The 26271-nt window shown below is 63.7% G+C and carries 26 protein-coding genes and 1 other RNA gene; 21 read left to right on the forward strand and 6 right to left on the reverse strand.

Annotated elements, in window-relative coordinates; all coding sequences use genetic code 11:
* Positions 1-101 precede the first annotated feature (101 nt).
* From ettA to QM672_RS06770, 3 genes are all read left to right on the forward strand, one after another.
* Complete coding sequence (gene ettA / locus QM672_RS06760) at positions 102-1757, forward strand: energy-dependent translational throttle protein EttA (RefSeq protein WP_311941785.1); 1656 nt, start codon at positions 102-104, stop codon at positions 1755-1757.
* 279 nt (positions 1758-2036) lie between these two features.
* Positions 2037-3020, forward strand: coding sequence for a cytochrome b (locus QM672_RS06765; RefSeq protein WP_415081450.1), 984 nt, complete (start codon positions 2037-2039; stop codon positions 3018-3020).
* 147 nt (positions 3021-3167) lie between these two features.
* Positions 3168-3848, forward strand: coding sequence for a hypothetical protein (locus QM672_RS06770; RefSeq protein ID WP_415081452.1), 681 nt, complete (start codon positions 3168-3170; stop codon positions 3846-3848).
* 49 nt (positions 3849-3897) lie between these two features.
* Here the strand turns inward: QM672_RS06770 and QM672_RS06775 are convergent, their stop codons facing one another.
* Positions 3898-5235, reverse strand: a complete 1338-nt coding sequence (locus QM672_RS06775; protein WP_415081454.1) for an Hsp70 family protein — start codon at positions 5233-5235, stop codon at positions 3898-3900.
* Positions 5236-5613: 378 nt separating this feature from the next.
* On the opposite strand from QM672_RS06775, the gene QM672_RS06780 reads away from it, so the two are divergent.
* From QM672_RS06780 to QM672_RS06805, 6 genes are all read left to right on the forward strand, one after another.
* Positions 5614-6339: an SDR family oxidoreductase gene (locus QM672_RS06780; RefSeq protein ID WP_149251462.1), complete on the forward strand. Its 726-nt coding sequence runs from the start codon at positions 5614-5616 to the stop codon at positions 6337-6339.
* A 169-nt stretch (positions 6340-6508) separates the two neighbouring features.
* Positions 6509-7279 (forward strand): trans-aconitate 2-methyltransferase, encoded by a 771-nt coding sequence (gene tam, locus QM672_RS06785; protein WP_311941774.1) that lies wholly within the window; start codon positions 6509-6511, stop codon positions 7277-7279.
* A gap of 106 nt (positions 7280-7385) precedes the next feature.
* Positions 7386-8024: an SGNH/GDSL hydrolase family protein gene (locus QM672_RS06790; protein WP_311941772.1), complete on the forward strand. Its 639-nt coding sequence runs from the start codon at positions 7386-7388 to the stop codon at positions 8022-8024.
* Positions 8025-8274: 250 nt separating this feature from the next.
* Positions 8275-9357 carry a 3-deoxy-7-phosphoheptulonate synthase gene (locus QM672_RS06795; RefSeq protein ID WP_415081457.1) on the forward strand — a complete coding sequence of 361 codons (1083 nt, stop codon included), beginning with the start codon at positions 8275-8277 and terminating at the stop codon, positions 9355-9357.
* Positions 9358-9452: 95 nt separating this feature from the next.
* Positions 9453-9827 (forward strand): hypothetical protein, encoded by a 375-nt coding sequence (locus QM672_RS06800; RefSeq protein ID WP_415081459.1) that lies wholly within the window; start codon positions 9453-9455, stop codon positions 9825-9827.
* An 83-nt stretch (positions 9828-9910) separates the two neighbouring features.
* Entirely contained in the window at positions 9911-10522 is a 612-nt protein-coding gene (locus QM672_RS06805) for an MOSC domain-containing protein (protein ID WP_415081461.1), read from the forward strand.
* A 34-nt stretch (positions 10523-10556) separates the two neighbouring features.
* On the opposite strand, the gene QM672_RS06810 is transcribed toward QM672_RS06805, so the two are convergent.
* On the reverse strand, positions 10557-11114 hold the full coding sequence (locus QM672_RS06810) for a dihydrofolate reductase family protein (protein ID WP_415081463.1): 558 nt from the start codon (positions 11112-11114) through the stop codon (positions 10557-10559).
* A 201-nt stretch (positions 11115-11315) separates the two neighbouring features.
* On the opposite strand from QM672_RS06810, the gene QM672_RS06815 reads away from it, so the two are divergent.
* Positions 11316-12314, forward strand: coding sequence for an ArsR/SmtB family transcription factor (locus QM672_RS06815; protein WP_415081465.1), 999 nt, complete (start codon positions 11316-11318; stop codon positions 12312-12314).
* Complete coding sequence (gene metF / locus QM672_RS06820) at positions 12314-13207, forward strand: methylenetetrahydrofolate reductase [NAD(P)H] (RefSeq protein WP_311941752.1); 894 nt, start codon at positions 12314-12316, stop codon at positions 13205-13207. The genes QM672_RS06815 and metF overlap by 1 nt, the downstream gene beginning before the upstream one ends.
* Positions 13208-13322: 115 nt before the next feature.
* Here the strand turns inward: metF and QM672_RS06825 are convergent, their stop codons facing one another.
* The 3 genes from QM672_RS06825 to QM672_RS06835 all read right to left on the reverse strand — a co-directional run bounded on the left by QM672_RS06825 (position 13323) and on the right by QM672_RS06835 (position 15626).
* Entirely contained in the window at positions 13323-14129 is an 807-nt protein-coding gene (locus tag QM672_RS06825) for an aminoglycoside N(3)-acetyltransferase (protein WP_415081468.1), read from the reverse strand.
* 26 nt (positions 14130-14155) lie between these two features.
* Entirely contained in the window at positions 14156-14689 is a 534-nt protein-coding gene (locus QM672_RS06830) for a GNAT family N-acetyltransferase (RefSeq protein WP_415081470.1), read from the reverse strand.
* A 229-nt stretch (positions 14690-14918) separates the two neighbouring features.
* A complete protein-coding gene (locus QM672_RS06835; protein WP_415081472.1) occupies positions 14919-15626 on the reverse strand; it encodes a B3/4 domain-containing protein in 708 nt (235 codons plus the stop codon).
* Between the two features lie 203 nt (positions 15627-15829).
* On the opposite strand from QM672_RS06835, the gene QM672_RS06840 reads away from it, so the two are divergent.
* From QM672_RS06840 to QM672_RS06870, 7 genes are all read left to right on the forward strand, one after another.
* Entirely contained in the window at positions 15830-16858 is a 1029-nt protein-coding gene (locus QM672_RS06840; RefSeq protein WP_311941741.1) for a CorA family divalent cation transporter, read from the forward strand.
* Positions 16859-16919: 61 nt separating this feature from the next.
* Complete coding sequence (locus tag QM672_RS06845; RefSeq protein WP_415081474.1) at positions 16920-17675, forward strand: N-acetylmuramoyl-L-alanine amidase; 756 nt, start codon at positions 16920-16922, stop codon at positions 17673-17675.
* 156 nt (positions 17676-17831) lie between these two features.
* An RNA gene (gene rnpB, locus QM672_RS06850) (RNase P RNA component class A) lies at positions 17832-18234 on the forward strand.
* A 211-nt stretch (positions 18235-18445) separates the two neighbouring features.
* Positions 18446-18697 (forward strand): GlsB/YeaQ/YmgE family stress response membrane protein, encoded by a 252-nt coding sequence (locus tag QM672_RS06855; protein WP_415081476.1) that lies wholly within the window; start codon positions 18446-18448, stop codon positions 18695-18697.
* 171 nt (positions 18698-18868) lie between these two features.
* Positions 18869-19051, forward strand: a complete 183-nt coding sequence (locus QM672_RS06860) for a CsbD family protein (protein ID WP_415081478.1) — start codon at positions 18869-18871, stop codon at positions 19049-19051.
* Between the two features lie 155 nt (positions 19052-19206).
* Positions 19207-20736, forward strand: coding sequence for a PAS domain S-box protein (locus tag QM672_RS06865; RefSeq protein ID WP_415081480.1), 1530 nt, complete (start codon positions 19207-19209; stop codon positions 20734-20736).
* A gap of 147 nt (positions 20737-20883) precedes the next feature.
* Complete coding sequence (locus QM672_RS06870; protein WP_311941725.1) at positions 20884-21714, forward strand: transglutaminase family protein; 831 nt, start codon at positions 20884-20886, stop codon at positions 21712-21714.
* Positions 21715-21754: 40 nt separating this feature from the next.
* Here the strand turns inward: QM672_RS06870 and QM672_RS06875 are convergent, their stop codons facing one another.
* Positions 21755-22789 (reverse strand): DUF4424 family protein, encoded by a 1035-nt coding sequence (locus tag QM672_RS06875; protein ID WP_367623239.1) that lies wholly within the window; start codon positions 22787-22789, stop codon positions 21755-21757.
* Positions 22790-23040: 251 nt separating this feature from the next.
* Here QM672_RS06875 and rsmH point away from each other — a divergent pair, with 251 nt between their 5' ends.
* Genes rsmH through QM672_RS06890 form a run of 3 tightly spaced genes read left to right on the forward strand, consistent with a single transcriptional unit; the run spans position 23041 to position 26248 of the window.
* Positions 23041-24078: a 16S rRNA (cytosine(1402)-N(4))-methyltransferase RsmH gene (gene rsmH / locus QM672_RS06880; protein ID WP_415081483.1), complete on the forward strand. Its 1038-nt coding sequence runs from the start codon at positions 23041-23043 to the stop codon at positions 24076-24078.
* Complete coding sequence (locus tag QM672_RS06885; protein WP_311941718.1) at positions 24075-24431, forward strand: hypothetical protein; 357 nt, start codon at positions 24075-24077, stop codon at positions 24429-24431. The genes rsmH and QM672_RS06885 overlap by 4 nt, the downstream gene beginning before the upstream one ends.
* An 11-nt stretch (positions 24432-24442) precedes the next feature.
* Positions 24443-26248 carry a peptidoglycan D,D-transpeptidase FtsI family protein gene (locus QM672_RS06890; RefSeq protein WP_415081485.1) on the forward strand — a complete coding sequence of 602 codons (1806 nt, stop codon included), beginning with the start codon at positions 24443-24445 and terminating at the stop codon, positions 26246-26248.
* The last annotated feature ends 23 nt before the right edge of the window (positions 26249-26271 follow it).

The following is a 26271-nucleotide window of genomic DNA, read 5'->3' on the forward strand; positions in this document are numbered from 1 at the left end:
GCAGGGCTGCGCGCTAATTACGGCTGCGCCCTTGCCCCGCTGCCCCCGCTCGGCTACACACCGCCCCAATCCCCTTTCCACGAAAGCTCGAGCAGGCAGCAATGGCCGCGTATCAATTCGTCTACCACATGCAGGGTCTGAACAAGACCTATCCGGGCGGCAAGAAGGTCCTCGACAATATCCATCTGTCCTTCTACCCCGACGCCAAGATCGGCGTGCTCGGCGTGAACGGCTCGGGTAAGTCGACGCTGCTGCGCATCATGGCCGGCATCGACAAGGACTTCACCGGCGATGGCTGGGTGGCCGAAGGCGCCCGCGTCGGCTATCTGCCGCAGGAGCCGCAGCTCGATCCCAACAAGAGCGTGCGCGAGAACGTCATGGACGGCGTCGCCGCCAAGAAGGCGATCCTCGACCGCTACAACGAACTCGCCATGAACTATTCGGACGAGACGGCGGACGAGATGACCCGCTTGCAGGACGAGATCGACGCCAAGAATCTCTGGGATCTCGACAGCCAGATCGACCAGGCCATGGACGCGCTGCGCTGCCCGCCCGACGATGCCGACGTTTCAACGCTTTCGGGCGGTGAGCGCCGCCGCGTGGCGCTGTGCCGCCTGCTGCTCGAACAGCCGGAACTCCTGCTGCTGGACGAACCGACCAACCATCTCGACGCCGAGACGGTGGCCTGGCTCGAAGGTCATCTGCGCACCTATCCGGGTGCGATCCTGATCGTCACCCATGACCGCTATTTCCTCGACAACGTCACGGGCTGGATCCTCGAGCTCGATCGCGGCCGCGGCATTCCCTATGAGGGCAACTACTCCACCTGGCTGGTGCAGAAGCAGAAGCGCCTCGCCCAGGAAAAGAGCGAGGAAGCGAGCCGCCAGAAGCAGCTGGCCGCCGAACAGGAGTGGATCGCCGCGAGCCCGAAGGCGCGCCAGGCCAAGTCCAAGGCCCGCATCAACGCCTATGAGGACCTGCTCGCCAAGGCCAACGAGAAGGGCCCGACCACGGCCCAGATCATGATCCAGACCGGTCCGCGCCTCGGCGGCAAGGTCATCGAGGTCGAGGGTGTCTCCAAGGCCTTCGGCGATCGCCTCTTGATCGACGATCTCTCCTTCTCGCTGCCCCCCGGCGGCATCGTCGGCGTGATCGGCCCGAACGGCGCCGGCAAGACCACTTTGTTCCGCATGCTGCTCGGCCTGGAAAAGCCCGATGCCGGCACCATCACCTTCGGCGATACGGTGCAGCCGGGCTATGTCGACCAGTCGCGCGATGCGCTCGACCCGAACAAGACGGTGTGGGAAGAGATCTCCGGCGGCAACGAGATCCTCTATCTCGGCAAGCGCGAAGTGAATTCGCGTGGCTACACCTCGGCCTTCAACTTCAAGGGCGGCGACCAGCAGAAGAAGGTCGGCGTGCTCTCGGGCGGTGAGCGCAACCGCGTGCAACTCGCCAAGATGCTGAAGGAAGGCTCCAACGTTCTCTTCCTCGACGAACCGACCAACGACCTCGACGTGGAAACGCTGCGGGCCCTGGAAGAGGCGCTGGAGAACTATGCCGGCTGCGCCGTGATCATCTCGCATGATCGCTTCTTCCTCGACCGCCTCGCCACCCATATCCTCGCCTTCGAGGGTGACAGCCACGTCGAGTGGTTCGAGGGCAATTTCGAGGCCTATGAGGAAGACAAGAAGCGCCGCCTCGGCATCGATTCCACCATTCCCAAGCGCATCCAGTACAAGAAGTTCTCGCGCTAAGGGTTAAAAACGTGCAGGCCGATCTCTCGATCTGCCTCTGCGCATGATGCTGCGAGTCATTTGGGGGCGGGTCTTCTGACCCGCCTCTTGCCGTTTTGGGAGGCACGCAATCTAGCGCTGCCCGAGATCTCTTGGCTGAATCCTGGCCGTCGATCGCGAAAGCAGCATCTGGACTGCCGGGACGACGTCAGGCAATGACGGAAGGTTGTGTTTTCGCGGTCTGCCGATCAAGCTCGGCAGGAGGCCATCCTTGACCCCGAGGCGAGCATGGAGACGCCGATGGCATTGTCCCGTTCACCGGCAATCGTCGCGCGAGCCGTCGGGCTGTTGCTCTTCCTGGCCATAGGAAGCCAGAGCCTTGTGGCGATACTGCGCGGTTTTCCGGTAGGGCAGGGTGGCCTGTTCCTTTGTTTCTACATTCATGTCTGGGTGTCGATCTATGACGGCATCTTCGACAGGAAGCGTCGCATCGTCTGGTTCCTCATGAGCTTCGCCTGGATCGGCGCTCTGGCTGCCGATGTCCTCTCCTACGTCCTGCCCTGGGGCCAAATGGCGGGGTGGAGCGCGACGGTTCTTGCCAATCTGGTATCGCAACTGCCGGTGAGCCCCGAATGGCGGGCGGCGCTGCTCGATACGCTTGTCGCTTTCTTCGCCTCCGATATTGGATTGGGGCTTCGTGTGTCGATCATCTTGCTTCCGGTCTTGCTGCTGATGCTTGACGGTGCGCTGATGCATAATCGCGACGAAATGGGGCAATGGCGCCGGCGTAAGGAGGGGCGTGCGGGCCGCCTTGCAATCGCGACACTTGCCTTGGCACTGGGAGCCGCCTCTGCGCTTGTAATTGAAATGGTGACGGCGCCTGCGAGGAATGCGGCCTCGCCGGACGCGTACGCCATCCTGCCACCTTGGAATTTCCTGCCCTTCTACGCCATCCTGCGCAGTTCGCCCGATAAGCTTGCCGGATTGCTCGCCATGGTGGCGGCGATGGCAGTGATCCTGCCCGTGCCCTGGCTCGTCTCGGCCGGCAATCGCCTGCGCCCCTTGCGGCACTGGTTCCAACTGGCCTGTGCGTTGCTGATCACCTGCTGGCTTGGCCTTGGTTGGCTCGGTGGCCAGCCGCCTGAAGAGCCCATCATCTGGATGAGCCGGGGACTGGCCGCTTGTTATTTTGCCTTCTTCCTCGTTGTCTTGCCTTTCTTCGCGATTTGGGCGCGCCGGCAGACGAAAACCCAGGCACATGCGACCGCAGCCGCTTTCGACTAAGCGGATTGAGATTGCATGCCATCGCTATCGAATCGTCTGGCGCCGACCTACTTTCGGAGCTCCCATCGTGGAATGACAGTCGTGGGAAATGCAGCGTTGCCATCCAGACGTCGATCCGATCTGAACCGGTTCGGATTCTATCTGGGCATGCTTGTGATGCTGATCGGGCTGGGCAGTTGCGGCAATCAAGTCATTACCGACAAGCCTCTCTATGCGAAGGCCGGCGATGCCAATTCCGTGCGGCTGCGCGATGGTATCTGGATTGGCGGCGACAATTGCAGACAGCTGCATAACGGAACCCTTTCGGGCCGTGACTGCCAAGGGGTCTTCCGCATCGCCGGAAGGCGCCTGGATTTCATCGTCGAAGAACCCGGGAGCAGGCACCCCAATCCCTCTTTTCGGTATCAGATTGCCGATGGTGGTATTTTGGTCGCTCAAGCAAGATTACTGGTGGAGCCTGGAGAGGCTGCGCGTTCTCGCGAAATGGCGGATCTGAGGCGCAACCCCAAATATCTCTATGTTGGTCTGCGTCCACTTTCCAAGGACGAGCGCGGTCAAATCACGGCGGTGAAGGCCTGGATCCTTCAATGCGGCGTTCCCGGACCTATCGAACGCCGCTACTCAGACTCTGTCATCCGCAGGCCTGTCGCCGGGACATTATTGCCTGGGGTGACGATGGTCGGCGACAACTGCACCGTCGACGGGGCAACGACGCTGTTTGCATTGGCCCGCGCTGGCGAGAATTGGGAAGGGGCCATGATGGTAAAATGGCATTTTCCCCGTCTGGAGCAATTCGTGAAAGCGCAGCAAGGCCGGGGTAAACCATAGAGCTGCTCACGCAGTGTCTTCGTGCCGGTCTGAAGACCGGCACACCGGGTCACGCCGCCTTCCTGACCTCCCAGCGCTCCTTCTGCTTGTCCTGCCCGATCAAGGCGAGGCCATAGGCGATCGACTCGAACTGGTCGGTGGAGACCAGGCGCTCTTCGCCGAACCGCTCGGCGAAGAGCTTGCGGATGGCCGGCACGAAGGAGGTGCCGCCGGTGAGGAAGACGCGCTCGATCTCCTCGGCCCGGGTGTTGGCCCGGCTGAGGCCCTCGTCGAGGCTCGCCTCGATGCGGGCGACGTCTCCGGCGATCCAGCGCTCGAAATCGCGGCGCTTCAGCGGAGCCGTAATCTCGATGTCGCCGCCGGCGAAACGGAACTCGGTCTCGTCCTGGCTTGATAGCGCGATCTTGGCTTTCGATACCGCGCTGTAGAGTGAGAAACCCATGTCGAACTCGATGATCTCGATGAATTTTTCGAGCTTTTCCGGTTCCACCGCGACCTTGGCTAGGTCTTGCAAGCCCTTGAGATCGCCATTGGTCTTCATCATGGCGAGCTGGTGCCAGCGCGCCAAATTGGCATAATAGTGATTGGGGATCGACAGTTCCTTGTCGAAGGAGCGGAAGCGCCCGCCCTTGCCCAAGCGCGGCGAGACGATGCGGTCGACGATCGAATAGTCGAAGGCGTCGCCGGCAATGCCGATGCCGGAATGGGCGAGGGGCTCGGCCTTCAACTGGCCGGCGACCTGCTCGAAACGCATGATCGAAAAGTCGCTGGTGCCGCCGCCGAAATCGGCGACCAGCACGGTCGCGTCGCGCTTGAGCTGACGGGCATAGAAGAAGGCCGCGCCCACCGGCTCATAGACGTAGGTGGGGCTGCTGACGCCGAGGCGCTCGAAGGCGGTCTGATAGCGCTGCATGGCCAGGTCGTCATCGGGCTGGCGGCCGGCAAAGGTCACGGGACGGCCGATGACGAGGTTGGCCGCCGACAGATCGAGCCGGCCGTCCGCATGCTTGACCAGCGTGTTGAGGAAGGTCGCCAGCAGGTCCTCGAAACGGAAGCGCTCGCGGAAGATGCGGGTCTCCTGGAAGGTGGCGCTGGCGGCAAAGCTCTTGAAGGACTGGATGAAGCGGAAGGCGGTGGTCGCTTCGACGAATTGCTCGATGGCCCAGGGGCCGCCCTCGACGCGAATCGTGGACTTGCCCGGGCGGCGCTCGTCCCAGAAGCACAGGGCGGTGACGAAATGGTTCAGGCTCTGGCCGCCATGCTCGAAGTTCAGCGCCTCGGTGCGGCCGTCGGCATGGGCAAAAGCGACCACCGTATTGCTGGTACCGAAGTCGATGCCGATAGAGACAGGGGCGCTCTGTCCCGTTGCTGGGGATTGGGGCGGCATGAGGCCTCCTAGGGCGTTTTGCGATCCGTCGGGGCCGACAAGAATCGCAAGGACGCGTCGAAGCTGAGGGCAGAGCAGGTAAAGCGTCCAGGATTGAACGCGCTTTGCTCCGGCGATGGGGAAGAGGGCCGCGGGAAATAGCCCATGAGGCGCGCCAAAGCCAGAGCAAAGTGCGTTCAAGTGTGAACGTCCCTTTGCTCTAGCTCCTTGTTCCCAAGCCAATCCGAAAGATTGGCTCAAGCGTCTTTGCGATTCGAAGTGACTCCGTTGAATCGCAAAACGCTATCGTGCCGATCCAAAATTTCCTGACTTTGATTTGTCAGACTTGTCAGCAGCCTCCCGCCCGCTACCATGCCGCCAAACATGCGGGAGGACGCGATGGAATTTGCCGGCGAGCGTATCGTGGTAACGGGAGCAACCAAGGGCATCGGGCGGGCCACCGCCAAGCTGCTGGCGGCGCGGGGCGCTGAGATCATTGCCATCGGGCGCAACCAGGCCGAGCTCGAAAGCCTGTCCGCCGAGACCGGGGCGGAGATCCATGCCGTCGACCTCGCCGATCCCGAGGCCGTCCGCGCCGTGGCCCGTTCGATCCAGCCCGTCGACCGGCTGGTCAACAATGCCGGCACCACCACGCTCGAGCCTTTCCTCGAAACCAGCGTCGAGGCCTTCCAGGAATTGATGTCGGTGAACGTGGTCGCGGCCATGATCTTCGGCCAGGAATGCGCGCGTAGCATGATCGCCCGGGGCAAGAAGGGGGCGATCGTCAACGTATCCAGCATTTCCTCTTCGATCGGCTTTGCCGATCACGCGGCCTATTGCGCCAGCAAGGGTGCGCTCGACTCGCTGACGACGGTGATGGCGAACGAACTCGGGCGCCAGGGCATCCGCGTCAATGCGATCTGCCCGACGGTGATCCTCACGCCCATGGCGGTGAAGGCCTGGAGCGATCCCGCCAAGGCCGCGCCCATGCTGCAGCGCATCCCGCTGGGACGCTTCTTCGAGCCGGAGGAAGTGGCCGAGACCATCGCCTTTCTGCTCAGCGACAAGGCCTCGATGGTGAACGGCGTCGCCATGCCGGTGGATGGTGGCTTCCTGATCACCTGATGCGGCCGGCCTCGTTCCGTCTGCCGGTGCTGTGGCATCGTGCCGAACAAGCGTGCCTGTTCTCAGCATTCGCGGTGCGACAATGAGACCTGCAGCATCGGGTCCAGTTCCGCTGGCGGATACGGCGCGTTAGACGCTTCGTCGGGGCGAATGTTCAAGGATATTTTTCATGGCCGATTGGAATCCCTCGCTTTATCTGCGCTTCGAGGACGAGCGCACGCGACCGGCGCGCGACCTGCTCGATCGCGTCCCCCTGGCGGCGGCTGCTCTTGCCGTCGATTTGGGGTGCGGCCCCGGCAACTCCACCGAGCTCCTGGCCAAGCGCTGGCCCGCGGCCGAGGTGATCGGCATCGACACCTCCGAAACCATGCTGTCGGAGGCCCGCAAACGCCTGCCTGCGGCGCGCTTCGAGCAGGGGGACGTGACCAGCTGGCAGGCCGAAAAGCCGCCGGAACTGATCTTCGCCAATGCGGTGATGCAATGGGTTCCCGGACATGCGGCGCTGTTGCCGCGCCTGCTCGCCCAGACCGCGCCGGGCGGCGTGCTGGCCGTGCAGATGCCCGACAATCTGGCAGAGCCGTCCCATCGCCTGATGCGCGAGACGGCCGCGGACGGCCCCTGGGCGGCCAGACTCGGCGATGCCTCGCGCATCCGCGAGCGCATCCAGCCGGCTGAGGACTACTACAACCTGTTCGCCGGACAAGCGTCCTCGATCGATATCTGGCGAACCACCTATTATCACGTGCTTGATAATGCGCCGGCCATTGTGTCCTGGTTGCGGGCGACCGGTCTGCGCGCCTTTCTCGATCCGCTCGATCCCGAACAGCAGCCGGCCTTTCTGGAAAACTATACGGCGCGCATCGCGAAGGCCTATCCGCCGCGGACCGACGGCAAGGTGGTACTGGCCTTTCCGCGGCTCTTCATCGTGGTGCAGCGCTAGATCCTGGGATAGCAGGCGTCTCGCCTGCAATTCCCTTCACACCAAGCGCGGTAATTCCAAGAGCAGGCGAGACGCTTGCGATCCCAGAAGAAAGTTTGTCGTTCCCATGAAGAATGTTCTTTGTTTCGGCGATTCCAACACGTTCGGTACGCCGCCTCTGGCCAGCCTGGACGAGGCCCGCCGCTATGACGGCAAGACGCGGTGGCCGGGAGTGATGCGCAAGATCCTCGGCCACGCCTGGCATGTGATCGAGGAAGGCCTGCCGGGGCGCACCACCATCCGCGACGACCTCATTGAGGGCATCCACAAGAACGGCCGGCGCTATCTCGCCGCCTGCCTGGAGAGCCACCGCCCGCTTGACGTCATCGTGCTGATGCTGGGCACCAACGACCTCAAGGCTCGCTTCGGCGCGCCGCCGGAAGACATCGCCGCCGGGGTCGACATCCTCGCCGGCATCATCGCCGCGACGCCCAATCTCGACCGGCCACCGGCCAGGCTCCTGATCGCCTGCCCGCCGCCCATCCGCGTAGTCGGCTGCCTCGGATCGCTCTTCGCCGGCGGCGTGGAAAAATCGCAGGCTCTGCCGCCCCTCTACGAAGCGGTCGCGCGCAGGCACGGTGCCGAATTTCTCGACGTTGGCAAGCTGATCGAGGTGAGCCCGATCGACGGCATCCATTATGAAGCCGACGCGCATCTCGCCCTCGGGCAGGTGTTTGCCGAACGGGTGCAGGCGCTGGGAAGCTGATTGCTTGCCGGCAAATTCGCACGTGACAAAACCTTTCGCCGTCGCTATATGCCTGCCATGACCTTTGCATCCGCCCCCACCTTTTACTGGTATTTTGGCTTTCGCAGGCCTCAGGCGGAGGTAGGGGTGCGCTCGATCTGAACTTAGCAACAGATCAAACCCAGACAACCGCCAGCCCGACTGGCGGTTTTTTTATGCCGCCGGCCGGGACCCACCAGAACCCCAACGAACCGAGACTGGAACCCAGGCCATGTTGAGCACCACCGACGATCTTCGTATCCGTGAAATCAAGGCGTTGACCACGCCGGCTGACGTGATGGGCGAGCATCCCCGCACGCTGGAAGCCACCCGCACCGTCACGCAATCGCGGCAGGCCGTGCACGATATCCTGCGCGGCAGCGACGATCGTCTCGCCGTGGTGGTCGGCCCTTGTTCGATCCACGACCCGGTGGCCGCCCTCGACTATGCCGATTGCCTGATGAAGCTGCGCCAGCGCCTGGGTTCCTCGCTGGAAATCATCATGCGGGTCTATTTCGAGAAGCCGCGCACTACGGTGGGGTGGAAAGGCCTGATCAACGACCCCGATCTCGACGGTTCGTTCCAGATCGACAAGGGGTTGCGCATCGCCCGCAAGGTGCTGCTCGACATCAACAATCTCGGTCTGCCGGCGGCCTGCGAATTCCTCGACATGACCACGCCGCAATATATCGCCGACCTCGTCGCCTGGGGCGCCATCGGCGCGCGGACCACCGAAAGCCAGATCCATCGCGAACTGGCATCGGGCCTCAGCTGCCCCGTCGGGTTCAAGAACGGCACGGACGGCAATGTGCGCATCGCGGTCGACGCGGTGAAATCGGCCTCGCAACCCCATCACTTCATGGCGGTGACCAAGGATGGCCGTTCGGCCATCGCCTCGACGTCAGGCAATGAGGACTGCCATATCATCCTGCGCGGCGGCAAGAGCACCAATTACGATGCGGCGAGCGTCGAGGCGGCCTGCAGCGAAGTCGCCAAGTCCGGCCTGTCGCCGGTGGTGATGATCGATGCCAGCCATGCCAACAGTTCGAAGAAGCCGGAGAACCAGCCGCTGGTGCTGGCTGATATCGGCACGCAGCTTGCGGCAGGCGACAATCGCATCATCGGCGTGATGATCGAGAGCAACCTCGTTGCCGGCCGCCAGGACCAGGTGCCCGGCAAGCCGCTGACCTATGGCCAGAGCATCACCGATGGCTGCATCGACTGGGACACCACCGTCTTCGCCCTCGAACGCCTGGCACTGGCGGTCGAGCAGCGCCGCATCGCCAACCGCGACGCGGTGAAGGTCGGGGCGTGATCGGGGGGCGGGTCTTCGGACCCGCCTTCCACTGTCGCCGATTTGACGCGGCCCGCCCTGAGCCGGCATGGTCGCGCCGGAACGGAGGCGAGGACGTGAGCGATACACAGATCATCAAGAAGGTCGTTTTTGCCGTCTGGTGGCGGATCGGCATTCCCGTGGCCCTGTTCGTCTTCGCCGTAGGCTGGGCGCTGAATTTCCTGTTCTATGTCGCGCCGATGTTGCAGGTCACCGGTTCGATTTCCCATTATGGCGCCATGCTGATCGCCGGGCTGCTGGGTGGCGACGTCTCGGCCTTTCTGGGTGACGGCGGCCTCATTGGCAATGTGGTGATCGGATTCTTCCGCGCCATTCTCGATAATCTGCCGATGCTGGTCGTTCTGGTGCTGCTGACACGCTGGCAGATCCGGCTGCACATGCCCCGCATCCTGCGCGATTGTGGGTTGGTGAGCGCAGGCGAGGAGAGTTGAGGCCAGCCATCGAGCGGCATCTTTGCGTCGCTGCCGATTCGATGGCAGACCGAGATTCCCATGCTGCCAGGCGAGGTGAGACCATGCCGGATCCTTTGATCAACACCACCTCCGACATCGCCGTCAGGCCCGTGCTCAAGCGTGCGGGGCGGGTGGCCATGGTCGCTGCAGCCGGCGGAGATGCGATCGGGGCGGAAAGGCTTGCCGAGCTCGTGCTCACGCATGAGGGCATACCGGGCGATCGGCATGCCGGCTTCCTCAGGCCTGCCGATGTGCGTGTGCCCTGGTTCGAGCGTAATGCGCCGATTCACAACGAGCGCCAGGTTTCCATCGTCTCGATGGAGGAACTTGCGGTGATCGCCGGCAATCTTGGCGTCGAGCGCGTGGAGCCGGAATGGCTCGGCGCCAATCTCGCTGTGGGCGGCGTGCCGGATTTCTCCTTCTTGCCGCGCGGTTCCAGGCTGTTCTTTCCCTCGGGCGCCGTGCTTGCGGTGATGGGCCAGAACGATCCCTGCCGCATCGCCGGCGCTGAAGTCGAACGGCACCTCATCGGGCAGGAGGGGCTGGCCCTGCGCTTTGCCGCCGCGGCCAAGCGCTTGCGCGGTGTGGTCGCCACTGTCGACCGTCCCGGTTCGATCCGGAGCGGGGAGACGTTCAAGCTGCGGGTTCCCGAGCAATGGATCTGGCAGGGCTGAGCCGGCCTCCCCGGAGGGGATGCCGTTTCGCCTTTCAGCTGGCGGGCGCATAGCGCAGCAAGGTTACGCTCTGGGGCAGGCTTTCATTGCCGAGCGGCTTCAGTCCGAGCGACAGGCCTTGCTGAAAATAGGGCTTGCCGCCGCCCAGGACGATAGGGTGCATATAGAGCCGGTATTCATCGATGAGGCCCGATCGCGCCAGTTCGGCGGCGAGGGTCGGACCGGCAACGCTGATCTGGCCATCGCTGTCCGACTTGAGCGAGCGTACCACCGCCATGGCGTCCGAACTTACCAGCCTTGCATTCGGCCCGACCTCCCGCAATGTCGTCGAGAAGACGAGCTTTGGCGTCTCGCGCCAGGCGTGGGCAAAATCGATCTCGACCTCGTCAGCGTCCTGCTCGCGCTCGGGACTGTCCCAATAGCGCATCACCTCATACATGCGCCGCCCATAGAGGGCGACCGAAGTCTGCCTCATGAGCTGGTTGAAATGCCGGTGCAACTCCGCCTGGGGGATCGGCAGGCCAAATTCCTGCTGCGGCCCCGCGACATAGCCATCCAGAGACATCAGCATGGCATAGAAAATCGTGGCCATCGGTACCTCCCTCACGCTTCTCCCTACCATGCCCAAACCAATTGCATTATGCAATCAGTTTCGAAGAAGCGGAGGTGAATTAGCCAGTCTACCGGCACAAAAGTCGGCTGTTCACATTATGACGTCGCTTGTAAAACAAATTCCTTGCGCATTTTAGGAAATGACATAAACATATCTTTATGTGAGAGGCGGTTGCGCGGAATGACGAATTTGGCTCCTTTCGAGACGGTGTTGGGCACGCTCAAGGCGGCAGGCGAGCCGACGCGCCTGCGTCTGCTGGCCATTCTGGCGGAGGGCGAACTCAACGTCACCGACCTCACCGAGATCCTCGGCCAGTCACAGCCGCGTATTTCGCGTCACCTCAAGCTCCTGGTCGAGGCCGGGCTGGTGGAGCGCATCCGCGAGGGCGCCTGGGCATTCTTCCGCCTGGCCGAAGGGACGATGAAAGCCGAGATTTTCGGTGAGATTCTCGCGGGCCTCGACCGCAGCGACCGTATTCTCGCCCGCGACCGCTCTCGCCTCGTCGAGGTGAGGCGCACGCGGGCGGCGGTGGCTGCCGATTATTTCCGCGCCCATGCCGGCGACTGGGATCGCATCCGCGCCCTGCATGCGCCCGACGAGGCGGTCGAGGCGGCGCTGCGCGACGTGGTCGGCAGCCAGCCCATCCAGGCCTTCCTCGACATCGGCACGGGCACCGGGCGTATGCTCGAACTGTTCGCCCCCCTGGCGACCCGGGCCGTCGGCATCGACGCCAGCGCCGAAATGCTGGTGATCGCCAGGGCCAATCTGGAACGCAACGGCATCCGCAATGCGGTGGTGCGGCAGGGTGATCTCTTCGCGCTGTCGGTCGAACCGGGCGCCTATGATCTCATCATCGTGCATCAGGTCCTGCATTATCTCGACGACGGTGCCAAGGCCCTGCGCGAGATCGGGCGGGCCCTGCGCCCGGGTGGCCGGCTGGTCATCGTCGATTTCGCTCCGCACGAACTCGAATTCCTGCGCGAGGATTTTGCGCATCGTCGTCTGGGATTTGCCCGCGAGACCATCGAGCACTGGCTGGAGGCCGCGCATCTGCGGCCGGATGGCTGGCGCCTGGTGGATGCCGGGGAGGGGCCGTCGAGCCTCACCGTATCGATCTGGACCGGGCGTGATCCGCGCCGGGTTTCCGACACTATCACTCTTGGTCAGGAGGTCGCGTGATGGCTGGTCACGCCTTGCCCTCACACGGCGGTATCCGGGTTTCCTTTGAGTTCTTCCCGCCGAAGAACGCGGAGATGGAGGCCTCCCTGTGGGAGGCGATCGAGCGTCTGGCGCCGCTCGATCCCCTGTTCGCCTCGGTCACCTATGGTGCCGGCGGCACCACCCGCGAGCGCACGCATGGCACGGTGGCGCGCATGGTGCAGGAAACAGATATCCGCCCAGCGGCGCATCTGACCTGCGTCGGGGCCACGCGCGAGGCCATCGACGAGGTGATCCGCGGCTATGCCGAAGCGGGTGTGCGCCACATCGTGGCGCTGCGCGGCGATCCGCCGGCCGGCGTCGGTGCCCGCTACGAACCTCATCCGGGCGGCTATGCCAGTTCGGCTGACCTCGTCGCGGGCATCAAGGCACTGGGCGATTTCGAGGTCTCCGTCTCGGCCTATCCCGAGAAGCACCCCGAAAGCCCGTCGCTCGCCTTCGACATCGATATCCTGAAAGCCAAGGTCGATGCCGGCGCCACGCGCGCCATCACCCAGTTCTTCTTCGACAACGAGCATTATCTGCGCTTTGTCGATCGGGTCCGCGAGGCGGGCATCGATATTCCGATCGTGCCGGGCATCGTGCCGGTGCAGAATTTCAACCAGGTCCGCAACTTTGCCGAGCGCTGCGGGACCGAGGTGCCGCAACGCCTCGCCGATCGTTTCGAGGGCCTGGACAATGATGTTGCCACTCGTAAACTCGTGGCCGCCGCCGTCGCCGCCGAACAGGTCTTCGATCTCGTCGACCGCGGCGTCAGCGATTTTCACTTCTACACCATGAACAAGGCCGACCTGGTCTATGCCATCTGCCATCTGCTCGGCCTCAGGCCGAAGGTGGAGAAGGCGGCGGCTTAGCGGGAGCGCGGACTCCCAGTCCGCACCGGCAAACTAAGCGCCAGCCCAAAAGTGCGGACATCGCGACATGTCTGCATGTCGTTGCGATGTCCGCGCTCCAGGAAGGCTCGGTGCTTCATTCCATGCCACGCCAGCGCGCGACCGTGGCATCGACCGCCTCGCGGACAGGCAGGAGATAGGACCGGGCCGATCCCACGATGCCGCTTTGGGCGATGCCGGTCTCGACGAGATGCCGTCCAGCATCCTCCAGAAGATCCACACGCAGGACCGGTGTCTCGTAGGGCACCCAGCGGCGTTCGCCATCGACCATCAAGGGAGCGCCCTCCTGGATCAGGGCCTGATGCGGCCAGGTTCGGCGTTCGGCCAGATGCAGGACGGTGCAGCTCTCGAAGGTGACCCCGAGCAGGAGCACTCGGGCTTGCAGATCATACAATCTTGCCAGCGGCGAGTTCTCGCCGAAGGGGTCTTCGAGAGGCTGATCGCGAAGGATCGCGCTGGCCTGCGTCCCCCAGGCTGCCAGCGAGCTGGCGGGATGGCTGCTGCGCGACACCCCTGGCCAGGTCCGGAACAATTCGGCGATCCTGCCCATGCCCCGCGTCGGCGTCCGCTTGGGGTCGAAGGCCGGCATCGATTGGCGCACGGGTTCATGCCAGGCTTGCGGGATGGGCGGTGCGCCCCAGTGGACGGGATCGGTGAGATCCGCCGACATCGCCGGCATGACGAGCGTGCCTGCAGGCGTGATGACGTCGCAAAGCGCCTGGATCATCGCCGTTTCGGCGCCGTTGACCCAGCCGAGCGCCTTGAGGGAACTGTGCACGAGCAAGGTTTCGCCGGGCCTGACCCCCAGTGTCCGCAGGTCGGCGGCAAGGCTTTCCCGCGTTCTCGGCGTCGCGCTTTGCCGGATGATGCTTGCCTCGGTCATGATGTCCTCGGGGACAGGGCGCGGCGTCAACCCCGCAACCGTGCCATCAAATGGGCATCCGCGAACGCCCCGGCCCGGAATGCGTAATTGCGCAGGAACCCCTCCTGCTCGAAACCGAACCGTTCGTAAAGGCGTATGGCCCGCAGATTGTCGGCAAAGACTGTCAGTTCGAGACGTTCGATCCTCAGCCATTGATCGGCCGCGTCGATGATCTCCCGCAGCAGCGCGGTACCGATACCCTTGCCGCGATGGTCGTCGTGGACACCCATGCCAAGACCTGCGGCATGGGCTCGCCGGCCGCCATAGCGCTCCAGGCCGGCATTTCCCACGACGGTGCTGTCGAGCACGGCGACGAGGTTGAGGGCCTCGGGGCCGAGACCCTCCAGCCATCGTCGGGCCAGTTCCGGCTTCTGATAGGGCAGGCGGAGTGTGCCGTCCCGGTAGCCGGGAAGATTGGCGAGCGCGGTGATCGCGTCGACATCCTCCAGACGCGTGGCACGTATCGACAACCCCGGCGGTGCGGGCCGGGAATCTGAGGGATGGGACAGGGTCGAAGACATGGTCGCTCTCCTTTTTGCGGGGAGAGCCGGGCTGCCATGGACCCTGCTCGCCTCGCAGGGTTCATGGGTCGATCGTATCGCGCTTACAGCAATACCCTTCCCGTGCCCCTAGGCAGGTGCGTGGCGGGATGCATGCAGGTGATGCGCTTTGCGTTCATGCGTCGACACTAGGTCATTGGTTCGAGATCGGCAAGATCACGAGAACACCCTGCGAAAAGGCATTCGTCGCTCAACCCGGCGTAACCGTGGGATTGCTCCTGTCGGCATAGGCGATCGAGACCTTTGCGCCGCAATCGGTAGTGAGCCAGCCGGCGAGATGATTGGCGGCCTCCTCCAATTCGCCCCAGCCATTGGCCTGAACCGTCACCAGCGCCCGCCGGGTTTGCGGCGTGATGGCCGAGCGCATGTCCTGGCGCCAGTTCCAGCGGCGGCACAGCACATGCCTCGTATCGGCGAGCACCACCTCGCCATCCTTGGGCGGGTCGTTGGGATCCTCGCCGGCTTCGGCCCCCATGTCGAGAAAGCTGTCGCCGGGGCGCGAGAAGCGGAAGGCGACCGGTGGCGCGATCCTGTCGAGATCGTCGGCGCCGATGCAAAAGCCATGCTGCAGCGAGATCGTGTTGTAGATGTCGACGAAATTGTTGATGTCGGGCAGGCGATCGCCGGCCAGCACGCGCTTGATCAGCCGCTCGACCGAGGAGCGATAGCTGGTCTTCTTGATGCCGAAACCCTTATAGGCGCTGCGCCAGGCGGCGACGCCCGGGATGGCGGAAAGTTCCAGCCCTGCATGCTGGCTGCGGCAGGCGGCTTCCGAGGCCAGGATGGCCGTATCGAGATGGCCGGGGCGTCCGGTGGCGACAACCAGATCTTCGGCCACGAGGACGGCGACGCGGAAGTCGGGAAAACGCTCGGTCAGTTCGGCAATGGTCAACTGCATGGGCATATCGCTTGCGGGAAGAAGAGGGGGAGGCCGGCTCGAGCAGCACGGGTGTCAGAAAGGAATCATCATGCTTTTGATTGATCTTGCCACCGGATCGCGAATGGATAAGGTGAATCCGGCCGGCTGGGCAAGCTTTTGTGCGGGTTGGGCTTTTCGGTTTCGTCGGGAGGCCCTGCGCGCTCGGATTGTGGTGAGGCCGCATGGAAACGGTCAACGCGCCGATGGCAAGCTATGGTATCGAACCGGGGCTGCGCTTTGCGCTCCTGCTCGATGGGAAGGGCGGCTGCTGCCAACTCGACATGGCTCAGTCGAGGGCCTGGAAACCGGGAGACGGTGTGCTCTGGCTGCACCTGGAGCGTGATCATCCTGCGGCGGCCGACTGGGTGCACACCCGAGGCGATTTCGATCCGGTGGTCGCCGACGCCCTCCTGGAAGAGGAAACGCGTCCGCGTGTGGAACCGGTCGATGACGGTCTGCTCATCATCCTGCGCGGCGTCTGCGCGACTTCGCCCGAGGAGGGGGAAGAGAAGCCTGCCGACATCGACTTGGTACCGCTGCATCTATGGGTCGACGGCGATCGCGTGATTTCCCTACGTGACAAGGGTCACTATGTCACCGCGCTGCGCGACATCCGCAAAGCCCTGCACAAGGGCAAGGGGCCCAGCCATTCCGGCGATCTCCTCGCCATGATCGGGGACAAGCTGGTGCGCGACCTTGAGCCGGTGCTGGATGCCATGGACGAGGAGGTCGACGAACTCGACGACTTGATCTTCCACGGCGATGCCGGCGAGGTGCGCGAGCGCCTGAAGCTGCTCAGGCGGCGAGCCGTGCAACTGCGCCGCTATCTCGCGCCCCAGCGCGATGCGCTCAATCGGATGGAGCATGACGACGCGCCGTGGTTGAATGAGCGCGACAAGCTGCGCTTGCGCGAGGTGATCGACAAGCTGATGCGCTTCATCGAATATCTCGATGCGATCCGGGACCGGACCGGCATCCTGCATGACGACCTTTCCACCGTGATCGGCGAGCGCATCGCCCACAATTCCAATCGCCTTGCCGCCCTTGCCGCGCTGCTGCTGCCGCCCAGCGTGGTGGCCGGCCTGTTCGGCATGAATGTCGGCGGCATTCCCGGCGTCGACAAGGGCTGGGCCTTTGCGACCATTGTGGGCTTCGTCACCGTCACTTCGATCGTCACGCTATGGGTTCTCAAGCGCATCAACTGGCTGTAAGGGGTTTTGCTGCCGACACAGCGGATCGGCCGTTCCATCCGCCGCATCGAAAAGACCGCCCTTGCAACTCGATTCATCCCTCGCCAGCCATGCCGTCGCCTCGCCCAATCACGGCGAGCGCCTCGATCCCGTGTCGCCAGCTCTCTTGATCCTGCATTATACCGGCATGCCCGATGGCGCGTCGGCGCTGGCCCGGCTGTCCGATCCGGCTTCACAGGTTTCCTGCCACTATCTGGTCGATGAGGACGGGCGGATCGTCCAGATGGTGCCGGAGACTCGCCGGGCCTGGCATGCCGGCCAGGCGAGCTGGGAGGGGATGGCCGACATCAATTCCCGTTCCATCGGCATCGAGATCGTCAATCCCGGCCATGAATGGGGCTATCGGGATTTTCCCGCCGTGCAGATGACGGCGGTTAAGGCCCTATGCCGCGATATTGTCAGCCGCCACGCTATTCGGCCTTATCACGTACTCGGGCATTCGGATATCGCACCCCTGCGCAAGACCGATCCCGGCGAGCGCTTCGACTGGGCAGGTCTGGCCGGAGAAGGGGTCGGCCTTCACGTGGAGCCTGCCGCCATCCAGGGAGGGCGCTTTTTCTCCGCCGGCGAGGCCGGGCACCCCATCGAGGCGCTGCAGGCCATGTTCTCGCTCTACGGCTACGGCATCGAGGTGAACGGGGTCTACGACGCGCTCACCGAGGCTGTGGTGACGGCCTTCCAGCGCCATTTCCGCCAGGCCAGGGTCGACGGCGTCTGCGACGCTTCCACCATCGAAACCCTGCGCAGCCTCATCCTGGCGAAGCAGGCGATGATGTGACTTTTCGCACAGCGCGCCGGTTCGGCCGGCGCTAATGTCATTGGCGAATGGTTCTCCCATTTCCTCCCAAAGACACAACTTCCGGCGTCCATCCTATCGGTGGGCGCCGGTTTTTCTTTGTTGACGCCGTTGACGCTTGGCGTCACACAGGCGCGGCTAGCTGGCCGGGCGGCCGCTGTTGCCAGGTCTCGACCTGGGAATGGAGGAAAGTCCGGGCTCCACGGAAATAGGGTGCCGGTTAATGGCCGGCGGGGGCGACCTCAGGGAAAGCGCCACAGAAAGTAAACCGCCTCGGCAGGCTCGCTTGCCGAGGTAAGGGTGAAAGGGTGCGGTAAGAGCGCACCGCGCGGCCGGTAACGGCAGCGGCATGGCAAGCCCCACCCGGAGCAAGACCGAATAGGGACGGCCGCGGCGGTCTTCGGACGCGCCGGAGCGCATTTCCGCGCTGCCGTCCGGGTTGGTTGCGTTGAGGTCGCCGGTGACGGTGGCCCCAGATGAATGGTCGCCACGTCCGCGCAAGCGGGCCATACAGAACCCGGCTTACAGGCCAGCTAGCGTTGCCTTTCCTGCAGATGAAGCGATCCGGCCTTGAGCCCGGCCGTTCTTGTTTTTGTCACCGAACGCCGCCACATTGCAGCCGGGTGACTTTCCCGGCGGGTATGATTCCGATTCAGGGAGGCGCTGCAGTCAGTTGAAATCGCGCGGAATTCGGGAACGAGCCGCCTGTGGCGGTCCGGCGAGTTTCTGCGGACTTCGAACCGGGTAACATCATGGGTATCGTCTGGACCATCCTTATCGGCTTCATCGTTGGCCTGATCGCGCGTTTCCTCTCGCCGGGCCAGCACAATCCCAGCGGCTTCATCCTCACCACGGTGCTGGGCGTGGTCGGCGCCGCACTGGCGACCTGGCTCGGACAGCAGATCGGCTGGTACACGATCGGCGAAAAAGCGGGCTTCATCGGCGCGGTCGTCGGGGCGATCATCGTGCTGCTGGTCTGGCGGGCCTTTGCCCGTAGCGCCTGAGCTTCCAAAGCCTTCACGCCGGCCCTATCGATCATTTGCCTTATCGCTCCTGATGCAGATGGATCAGGCCGCTTGATGCCATGGCGTCTTTCGCGATTGCGCGCGACATGCGGCAATCGGGAAGGTAGCCGGACGCAGGCGCGCCGGCCGTGGCAATTCAGGAGGGCGGACATGGATAAGGATCGCGTCGAAGGGGCCGCAAAGCAGGTCAAGGGCACCATCAAGGAAGCTATCGGCAAGGTGACGGGCGATACCAAGACCCAGGCCGAGGGCAAGGCTGAAAAGCTGGCGGGCAAGGTCCAGAATGCGGTTGGCGGCGCCAAGGATGCGGCGCGCGATGCGCTGAAGAAATGAGGAGAGCGGGGGAGCGCTGCAACGCGCTCCCCTGCAGCAGTCATTCGGGCGCCTGGCAGCAGGCGCCGTTCCTTTCGCCCCATACCGTTCCGGACTATGGTTCCGTCTGCAAGAAAAGACGTGCCGCGGCTCTCGCCGGCAAGTGGGAACAGGTCATGGCGAACGAGGTTCCGGATGTGAGCATCCTGCGGCGACAGGTGGACCGGCGGCAGCTCCAGGAGATCATTGCAGGGCTGGCCGAAGGCATCTTGCTGATCGATCCTTCCGGGGGGATCGTCTGGGCCAATGAGAGGGCACTCGACCTGCACGATGCGGAAGAACTGGCCGCATTGGGCAGGACGCCGGCTGAATATCGGCAGACCTATCTGCTGAAATATCGCAACAACCATACGCTGGCTCCCGAACAATACCCGCTGGACCGCCTCCTGGCGGGAGAGGTGTTCGAGGATGTGGTCGTCGAAGTCGTCAAGGCGGCGCCGCCCAAAGGGAAAGAGGGATGGCGCAGCATCCATCAGCTCAGGGGACTGGCTCTTGCCGATTCCGCCGGCGATCCTGAATCCTATGTGCTGGTCATCCAGGATCTGACCGAGCGTTTTACAGCGGAGGAGCGCTTCGAGCGTACTTTTGCGGCTAACCCTGCGCCGGCGATCATCTGCCGGCTGGCCGATCTGCGTTATGTGAAAGTCAATCACGGTTTCCTGGAAATGACCGGCTACAAGCGCGAGGAGGTCCTCGGCCGCTCCACCTATGAAATCGACGTGCTGGAGAATGCCGCCGGTCGGGACAGTGCCATCGCCGCTCTGCGCGAGGGGCGCACGATTCCGCAGACCGAGGCTAGCCTGCGCATGGCCGACGGTGATCCGAAGCTGGTCATCGTTGCCGGGCAGCCCATCGAGGTAGGCGAGGAGCCTTGCATGCTCTTCACCTTCATGGACATGGAGCCGCGCAGGCGGGCAGAACTGGCCCTACGGCAGAGCGAGGAGCGCTTCGCCCGGGCCTTTCGCATGACCCCCGTGCCGACCATCGTGATGGCCCGCAAGGATTTCCGTGTGCTGGACGTCAACGAGGCCTTTGCCGTGGTGCTGGGCTATGCGCCTGATGAGGTGATCGACAAGCCCATCGGCCTGGTGCCGATCTGGTCTTCGAGCGCATCGCGGCGGCAGCTCGAACGGGACATCGAAAGCGATGGAACCCTGCGCAACAGGGAATTCGAGCTGCGCAGCCGGCACGGCGAAAGCCTGGATTGCCTGGTCTCGGCCGAGACCGTCGGCATCCAGGGCCAGGATTGCGTGCTGATCGTCCTGCAGGACATTACCGATCGCAAGCGATCGGAAGTCGAGCTGATGTCCGCGATCGAGGCTGTGATGCAGGATACCTCATGGTTCAGCCGCACCGTGATCGAGAAACTGGCCAATCTGCGCGACGGAGGAGCGTCGAATGGAGCTTCCACGGAACTCGCCGACCTGACTCCGAGGGAGTTGGAAGTGCTCGGCCTGCTTTGCCAGGGGCTGAGTGATGCTCAGATCGTCAAGGCCCTGAAGCTCACCCGCAATACGGTGCGCAACCACGTTGCGCGCATCTATGGCAAGGCTGGCGTGCACAGCCGGGCTGCCGCGGTGGTGTGGGCGCGCGAGCGCGGATTTACCGGGGCTTCGCAAAGGGCTGCACCGCGCCGCTTGAGCTGAAGTGACCTGATGCATCCATACTAGCAACGCTGATATAGCGGCTTCTATTGCTGTCGGTTCCCTGGCGCTAGCCTGCAATCCTCGGCGTGCCGCCACCTCTCCAGCGGGACGAGGATGCAGGCCGGCGCCGCTCATGGGAAAGCCAAGATGCATATCCGCTACGGTTTCGATATCGAGATGCAGTTCTCGCAACCGACCACGCTGATCACCGTCCTCGATGTTCATCCATCGCGGCGCGGCGATATCGTCCGCGAGCAGGACCTCTCTGCCTTGTCGAACCATCCGACCCAGGCCCATATCGACAGTTTCGGCAATCTCAGTCGGCGCATCCATGTCGAGGATGGTTTCCTGCATCTGCATTGCGATGGCATCATCCGCGACAGTGGCGAGCCCGACAAAGCGGTGCAGAGAGCGAGAATCCTGCCCATCATGGCCCTGCCGAAGGAAGCGCTGATCTATCTGCAGGGCAGCCGCTATTGCGAAACCGATCTCCTGGCCGATTTCGCCTGGAAGCATTTTGGAGAGATAACCGATGGCTGGCAGCGGGTTCAGGCCGTCACGGACTTCGTCCATTCGCATCTGAGCTTTGGCTACGAGCATGCCAGCGCGACGCGCTCGGCCCTGCAGGCCTTGGAGCAGAAGGTCGGCGTATGCCGCGACTTCGCCCATCTGGCGGTTGCGCTGTGCCGCTGCCTCAACATTCCGGCGCGCTACTGCAATGGCTATCTCGGCGACATCGGCGTGCCTGCCGATCCCGCCGCCATGGATTTCAGCGCCTGGTTCCAGGCCTATCTCGGCGGGGAATGGTACAGCTTCGACCCACGCCACAACCAGCGCCGGATCGGCCGGATCCTGATCGGTTGTGGCCGCGATGCCGCTGACGTCCCGATGATCAGTTCCTTCGGCCGCCACAGCCTGAGCAAATTCGAGGTTGTGACCGAGCTGGCCGCGGAAGAGCAGGAAGCCGCGAGTGCATAGCGGCAGCGCTCTCGGCTGAAAAGCGTGATCCGCAAGGAGTTTATGGTGCGACGTTCTTGTCGAGAATCAGGATGTCGATATTGCGGTCCGGCGCGTAATTGTTGCGCTTGAGCTCGTAGCGGGTGCTGCTGACCTTCTTGGCGCCGTCTGCACAGAAGGAGACCAGATTGTCGGGAAAGGCCTTGTCGATGACCAGGCCGAATCGGCCGGCAGGGCCGGACCAGCGGCCGCCACCGATAAAGGCATAGCCGAAATAGGTCTGGCGGGTCTTGGGTGCCTGTGCGGTCTCACCCGGCTGCGGCTTGGCTGCGGTGAGGCGCTTGGTCAAGGCATCGGCTGCGCGCAGGAAGCCCTCATTGACGCAGTATTTCTTCTGATATTGCGTCAGGGACTCGCCTGTCAGGTTGGCGCGGTCGAAATAGAGGCCGGCTGCCGAGCCCACGCTCGGCGTGTAGCTGTATTGCAGGATGATCTCCTTGCCGGCCGCCAGAACCTGCTGGCGGACGATCCTCGACCGCAGGGTCCAGAGCGGGACCCAGTTTTCGCCCGCCTGCTCGATGTAGCCCGGCGTGCTCAGCTTGGCTCGGTCTTCGCTGCTCAGGCGCTTGAGGGCCTCGGCCGTCGTCGTGCCGGCGGGTAGCAGCGGTATGTTCATGCCCTTGAGCAGATCGGTGATTTCGCTCTCCTTGCCGCCGTCGGCCGTGAAGAAGGCATGCTGTTCCACATTCGTCTCGACCGATTTGCCGGCGGCCCTGGCCTGGACATTCAGGAAATTCGGTGATGCCGGATTGGGAATGGCCAGATCGAGATCGGTTTCGCCGGTCACCTCGGGCAAGGGGAAGGCGACGGTCAGCGTCAGGTCCTGGCTGGCCTTGTTGAGAAAGCGATAGGCAGCCCGGACCTGCCTGGTCGAGAGGAAGATGTCCTCCGCCTTCAATTCGAGCTGGTCCGCCGGCTCGACGATCAGCCCGCCGGCATCGAGATTGGCAAGGCTCTCCTCGGCCGAGACACCCGTCATGGGTAGCGTGAGGGTCAGGGCTGCAGCGCAATAGAGCGCTTTGGCGGGTCGGGGCATCGGCTGCGAATCTCCACACCGTCGAAACGGTTCGGCGGCGATAGTGCCCGCCTTTGCGGCAGTGCGAAAGAGGCAGGGAGAGAAGGCAGCGGCTCAACTGCTTGGCGAGGATGATGACGTAACGGAATTTTCAAGGGACGAGCCGGGCTCCACGAACCCTTCATTAACCTTTCATGGGCGTTAATGGGATTGGAGAAATCTGCCCGATTTGCGGGCCGGTTCCGCCTGTAATTCCTGCCTTTGAGAGTTCGATGCCCGCTTCCTCCGCAACCGCCAACGATGCCGCCCGGCATGTGCCGGTGATGCTCGCCGAGGTGCTGAAGGCGCTCGAGCCCAGGGCAAACGAGCGCTTCATCGACGGCACCTTCGGGGCAGGGGGGTATACGCGCGCCATCCTGGCGGCCGCGCCCGACGTGCAGGTGCTCGCCATCGATCGCGACCGCAATGCCATCACCGACGGCATGGCGCTGGTGTCCGAAATGCAGGGACGCCTGACTTTGGTCGAGGACCGTTTCTCCCATCTCGACAAGCTCGCTCCCATGCTGGGCGAGGGCGGCGTCGATGGGGTGGTGCTGGACATCGGGGTGTCCTCGATGCAGCTCGACGAAGCCGACCGCGGCTTTTCCTTTCGCAGGGACGGGCCGCTCGACATGCCCATGTCGAGCGAGGGCTCGCATGCCGGGCTGAGTGCCGCCGATCTCGTGGCGCAATTGCCCGAAGAGGCGCTGGCGCGCATCTTCCAGGTGCTGGGCGAGGAGCGCCGGGCCCATGCGTTGGCCCGCGCCATCGTCACCGACCGACAGAAGGAACCCTTTCTCACCACCATGCAACTGGCGGATCTGTGTGGCCGGGTGATCCGTTCCAAGCCCGGCGACATTCATCCCGCAACCCGTGCCTTCCAGGCCCTGCGCATTGCGGTCAATGGTGAGCTCGACGAACTCGGCCAGGCTTTGCTGGCCGCCGAGAGGGCACTCAAGCCCGGTGGGCGCCTGGTGGTGGTGACCTTCCATTCGCTCGAGGACCGCATCGTCAAGACCTTCTTCGCCGACCGTACCCGCAGCCAGGCCGGCGGTTCGCGCCATCAGCCGGCGGCGGCGGTGCCACCCCCGACCTTCGTTCAGACCCATCGGGGGGCGCTGGCGGCGAGCGAGGCGGAAGCCGAGCTCAATCCCCGCGCCCGTTCCGCCAAGCTGCGCTTCGCTGTCCGCAGCGAGGCTCCCGCTCGTGACACCGGCACCAGTTTCCTCGGATTGCCTGAGGTAAGTCTTCAATCCGGGAGAGGCCGTTGACCCGTATTCTCAATCTCATCCTGGTCGGCCTGCTGGTGGCTTCGGCCATCGGCGTCTATTCGATCAAGTATGAATCGACCCTGCAGGCCGAGAAGGTGGCGAAACTCCGCCGCTCCATCGAGACCGAACGCCGGGCCATCGAATCGCTCAAGGCCGAATGGGCCTATATGAGCCAGCCCGATCGTATCGGCGCATTGGCCAAGCGCCATCTCGACCTCGTGCCGATGAAGGTCGTCCAGTCCGTCGATGTCGCCGATCTGCCCGAAAAAGCGCGTGAAGGCGATCTGATTGCCGAAAAACTCGAAGGGCTCGGCCTGGCCGGGGCGCCGCAAGTCACAGGATCGACCCCATGAGTGAGGGGAACATGAGCGACGGGACCATCGTGGATAATCCGGCAAGCACGCCGGTGCCGGAAACCGGCGCGAACCCTGATGCCACCAGCCCCGCCAAGGCGCCGCCTCGGCGCCTGTCCAAGCTCGAGAAGAGCGCTGGGCGCATCGTGCTGATCGTGGTGGGGTTCGTCTGCATCTACATGGCGATCATGGCGCGGCTTACCCAGTTCGGCACCGCTCCCGACCAGCAATATGATGCACGCCGCTCGGCGGCCGACCAGTTGGCGGCGGCTCGCCCCGATATCCTCGACCGCAACGGACGGATCCTGGCGACCGACGTGCAGGTGCCCTCGCTCTATGCCGAGCCGAAGAAGATCATCGACGTCGACGAGGCGACCGAGCTGCTCACCGCCCAGATGCCGGAGCTCGATGCTCGCGACCTCAGGGCCAAGCTCGCCTCCGGCAAGGGCTTCATCTGGCTCAAGCGCGAGATCACGCCCGAGCAGCGCAACCGTATCTACGCCCTTGGCCTTCCCGGCATCGGCTTCATCAACGAGAACAAGCGCATCTACCCCAACGGGCCGACGGTGAGCCACGTATTGGGCGCCGTCAACATCGACAACCAGGGCATTGCGGGCCTGGAGAAATATATCGACAACAAGCGCGGCCTCTCCGAACTGCAGGCGCTCGGCTATGCCTCGACCTCCGATGCGATGAAGCCGGTGCAGACCTCGATCGATCTGCGCGCCCAGGCGGTGATGCGCGACGAGCTCATCGCCGGCATGGAGCATTTCAAGGCCAAGGCCGCGGGCGGCGTGATCATGGACGTGACCACCGGCGAGATGATCTCGCTGGTGTCGTTGCCTGATTTCGATCCCAACAATCCCGCCGATGCCCTCGATCCCAACCGGATCAACCGCATCAATGTCGGCACCTATGAAATGGGCTCGACCTTCAAGGCGCTGACGCTGGCCATGGCGATCGAATCGGGCCGCTTCACCACCAATTCCATGCTGGATGCCCGGGCCGGCAGCGTCACCATCGGGCGCTGGACCATTCGCGACTACCATCCGCAGCGCCGCATGCTGAGTCTGCCGGAAGTGTTCACCTATTCGTCCAATATCGGCGTCATCCGCATGGCGCTGGGCCTCGGCGTGCCCGCCCATCAGGCCTTCCTGCGCCAGATGGGCCAGCTCGACCGCCTGGTGACGGAGCTGCCCGAAAACGCCGCGCCGATCCTGCCGCGGCGCTGGGGTACGCTGAACTCGGCCACCATCGCCTTCGGCCAGGGCATCACCGTTGCGCCCCTGCAGGCGATCATGGCGGTCGGCGCGATGATGAATGGCGGCCATCTGATGAAGCCGACCTTCATCAAGCGCAACCAGGACGAAGCCCTGGCCTTGTCCAAGACGGTGCTCAAGCCGCATACCTCGGACGTGATGCGCTACATCATGCGCCTCAACGCCACCAATGGCTCGGCCAAGAAGGTCGACATCTTCGGCTACCAGGTCGGCGGCAAGACCGGTACGGCCGAAAAGCTGATCGGCGGGCGCTACAACAAGAACCTGAACTTCACCACCTTCATGGCGGTGTTTCCCTTCGACAAGCCGAAATATCTGATCACCGTGCTCTACGACGAGCCCAAGGGCCTGCCCGAGACCTATGGCTACTCCACCGCCGCCTGGAACGCCGGCGTCACCACCGGCAAGATCCTGGAGCGTGTCGGTCCGCTGCTCGGCGTCAAACCCCGCTTCATGGAGGTTCCCAATCCGGTCCCGCCGCTCTACGCGCCCAAGGACCAGCTCAACCAGAGCATGGCGTGGCTGGCGGCTCAATAGGCCATTCAATGGGCGGGTCACAA

This window comes from Labrys sp. (in: a-proteobacteria), assembly GCF_047605565.1.
Taxonomy (GTDB): Bacteria; Pseudomonadota; Alphaproteobacteria; order Rhizobiales; family Labraceae; genus Labrys; species Labrys neptuniae.